2 protein-coding genes and 1 rRNA gene are annotated in these 3,510 nt (G+C 55.3%); all 3 read left to right on the forward strand.

Annotated features, from left to right (window positions below):
• Nucleotides 1-105 (forward strand): 5S ribosomal RNA (gene rrf, locus ACYPYQ_RS13465); the annotation flags it as partial.
• Nucleotides 106-200: 95 nt separating this feature from the next.
• The gene (locus ACYPYQ_RS13470) at nt 201-2,555 is read left to right on the forward strand and encodes an AsmA family protein (protein WP_459724428.1); all 2,355 of its coding nucleotides are present in this window, start codon (nt 201-203) and stop codon (nt 2,553-2,555) included.
• 22 nt (nt 2,556-2,577) lie between these two features.
• A complete protein-coding gene (mutY, locus tag ACYPYQ_RS13475) occupies nt 2,578-3,402 on the forward strand; it encodes an A/G-specific adenine glycosylase (RefSeq protein ID WP_459724429.1) in 825 nt (274 codons plus the stop codon).
• The last annotated feature ends 108 nt before the right edge of the window (nt 3,403-3,510 follow it).

Consider the following 3,510-nt stretch of genomic DNA (forward strand, 5'->3'; position numbering starts at 1 on the left):
CATAGCAGGTTGGCCCCACTCCTTCCCATCTCGAACAGGACAGTGAAACGACCCCGCGCCAATGATAGTGTGGATTACCCATGTGAAAGTAGGTCATCGTCAGACTCCTTATAGAGCAAACCCCTCCCGGGCAACCGGTGAGGGGTTTTTGCTTTGTGTCTCCGATATAATCGGCACATCTCTAGAAGCAAGGTGGGCACATGAAAAAGATCCTGAAATACGCACTGTGGTCGCTGCTTGGTGTTGTGGTGACAGTCTCTACGGTGCTTGCCTATGTTGCACTCACCTTTGATCCCAATGACTACAAGCCCCAGATAATTCAGGCGGTGCAAGACAGTACCCAGCGCACTTTGAAACTGGATGGTGATATCAAACTTATGTTTTTTCCCAGCATCGGTGCGCATCTGGGCAAGGTCTCGCTCTCGGAATTCCAGAGTGAGCAGGTGTTTGCCTCGGTGTCTGATGCAAGTGTATCCCTCGCGGTATGGCCGTTGCTTCAGAAGCAGCTGGTAGTGAACCAGGTCGTCGTCAATGGCGTAAGAATCAATGTCACTCGATACAAGGATGGGAAAACCAATCTGGATGACTTCCTGACTCCCGGGACGCAAGTGCAAGCAGACACTGCTGCACAACCGCAATCGAGTCCGGTGGCCTTTGATATAGCGAGCTTGGACATCGAGGATTGCGAGCTTCATTTCGATGACCAAGTGGCGGGCAACAAACTTGCTGTCACCGAACTCAGCCTGAAGACTGGCCGTTTGACCAATGCGCTGCCTACTCCCGTAGCATTCTCTGCGCAAATCAAGATGACACAACCAAGAGCAGAGGTCTCCGTACGAATGGCGACCACCCTGAACTTTGATCTTGAGCGAAATAGATACAGTCTCAAAGGACTCGAGTTGAACGCTGAGGGTGATGTGATGGATGTCACGGGTTTGGTAGTGAAGATGGCTGGTGACGCCAGTGTCGACTTGCCGGCCGAGAATTACGCTCTGAAACAGCTGGTTTTGAATGCAAGCGGCAAAAGGGCGGGGGAGTCGTTCCAGGCGCGCCTTGTGATGCCTGGTATCAGCCTGAAACAGGAGCAATTCTCCGGCGAGAACCTGCATTTCAATGCCGAAATGGATGGCGCGTTAGGCAGGGCAACTACGTCGCTGGCCCTTCCTTCGTTCAAGGGGGACATGGACAAGTTCAGTTTGCAGGGGCTGTCCTTGCAGGCGGATCTGACACAACCCGAGCAGTCACTCAGTGCCAAGATCGACACAGTCCTCATCGGCAGCCTGAAGACCATGCAATTCAATCTGAAAGATATGGATATCGCGCTCAAGGCGAACGGTGACAAGTTGCCGGGTAAAGTGGTCGAAAGCCATCTAAAGGGAAGTGTGCAGGCAGATATTGAGCGCCAGAATATCCACGCCAAGTTTTCTGGCGGGATTTTGCAGAGTCAGATCAAGGCCGAGGCGGCGATCAAGAATTTCAAATTACCCGTCATCCGCTACGACATCGAAATCGACAAGCTGGATCTGGATCCCTATCTGCCAGCCAAGACTGCCAAGGACGCCCCGCAAAAGTCCGCCGTGCCGGAGCAGCCTTTCGATCTGACTGCCTTGAAGGCCTTGGATGTGAATGGCAGTCTGCGTATAGGAGCGCTCAAGGCGGCGAATGTGAAACTGACAAGATTGCGGGTGGATCTGAAAGCCAAGGATGGTGTCGCGATCGTCGAGCCGCTGTCTGCCGCACTGTATCGGGGGGCGATCAATGGCAAACTGCGTGTCGATGCGCATGCTTCCAGCTTCGCTATCACGCAACAGTTGAGTGGTGTGGAGATCGCGCCCCTGATGAAAGATGCGGCCGACCTGGAGTTGGCCGAAGGCAAGGGCAATATCTCAGTGGCGGTGACATCGCAAGGGAATACCGTCGGAGCACTGAAGAAGGCGCTGAACGGCTTGGCCTCTGTCGAACTGGAAGATGGCGCGATCCGGGGGATCAATCTGGGCAAGCTGGTACAGGGGGTACAGAACCTGAGCAAGGACAGCAAAGCCGAGACGCTCGGTGTCGATAAGGGAGAAAAGACGCCTTTCACCGAATTCAAAGCCAGCCTGAAGATCAAGGATGGCATCGCGCACAACGATGACTTGTCAGTCCGTTCGACCGTGTTGCGTTTGAGCGGCAGTGGGGATGTGGATATCGGCCGAGACAAAATGGATTATCAGGCCAAGGTCATTCTGGCAAAGACGGATCAGGGGCGTACGGGAACATTGCCGGTCAGAGTCTATGGTCCTTTCGATGCACTCCAGATCAAGGTGGACTATGCCGAGCTGTTGGCGGATATCGCCCGCCAGCGGCTGAACGAAGAGAAGGCCGCGTTGAAGCAGAAGCTCGATGCGCAAAGAGCAGCCGCTCAAGCCAAACTGGAAGCAGAGAGAGACGCAGCCAAGGCAAAGATCGATGCCGAGAGAGCCGCCGCCAAAGCCAAACTGGATGCGGAAAAGGCCGCTGCGAAAGCGCAAGCAGAAGAAAAACTGAAGCAAGGTTTGAAAGGTCTGCTCAAGTGAGCGGTCGTTAGCCATTGTCGCTGTGAATTCCTTCGCTAACCGCCTGATACGCTGGCAGAAAGAATGCGGACGTCACGACCTGCCCTGGCAGGGAGAGTCGGCATACCGTGTCTGGCTGTCGGAGATCATGCTGCAACAGACGCAGGTGACGACCGTCATTCCCTATTACCTGCGGTTCATCGGATCCTTTCCGGATATCGCTGCACTGGCAGCTGCCACAGAAGAGCAGGTGCTTGCACACTGGAGTGGCCTCGGCTACTACGCGCGCGGACGGAACCTGCACAAAGCAGCCCGCCTCATCGTCGAAAGATATGATGGATGTTTCCCGCGCGATTTCGAGCATATATTGTCGTTGCCGGGAGTCGGGCGTTCGACTGCCGCTGCGATCTCGGCTCTGGCGTGGCATGAGCGCCGTGCGATCCTGGATGGCAACGTGAAACGTGTGCTGGCCAGACACGGAGGTATCGATGGCTGGACAGGGGAGCGCAAGGTCGAGGCGAGATTGTGGGAACAGGCAGAGAAACTGCTACCCGTGCGCGATGTGGCGATCTATACCCAGGCGCTGATGGATATGGGGGCGACGGTCTGTACCCGTGCACGGCCACGTTGTGCGCATTGCCCGGTACAGGGGGACTGCGCCGCACTGCACACGGCGCGCGTCGAGCTGCTGCCGACACCCCGTCCGCGTAAAGATACTCCCCGGCGCAAGGCAAAGTTCCTGTTGCTGCAGTACGGTAGCGAGATCATGCTGGAAAAAAGACCCGCCAACGGTATCTGGGGAGGTTTGTGGAGCACACCGCAGGTTGATGGGGGGGAAGAGTCGAACTATCTGTTGCGGAACAATTGACCTGCTCCCTATAGACCGTACCATCTAGAAGTTAGTAAAGTCCGCTTTTGAAGAGAGGCGGAAATGAAGAAGAGTCGATTTAGCGAAGAACAGATCATTGGGTTCATC

Source organism: Sideroxyarcus sp. TK5, assembly GCF_054601595.1.

What these genes read in the sequence shown, in the direction of transcription:
- ACYPYQ_RS13470 (WP_459724428.1), top strand. Translation starts at nt 201, where the DNA reads ATGAAAAAGATCCTGAAATACGCACTGTGGTCGCTGCTTGGTGTTGTG.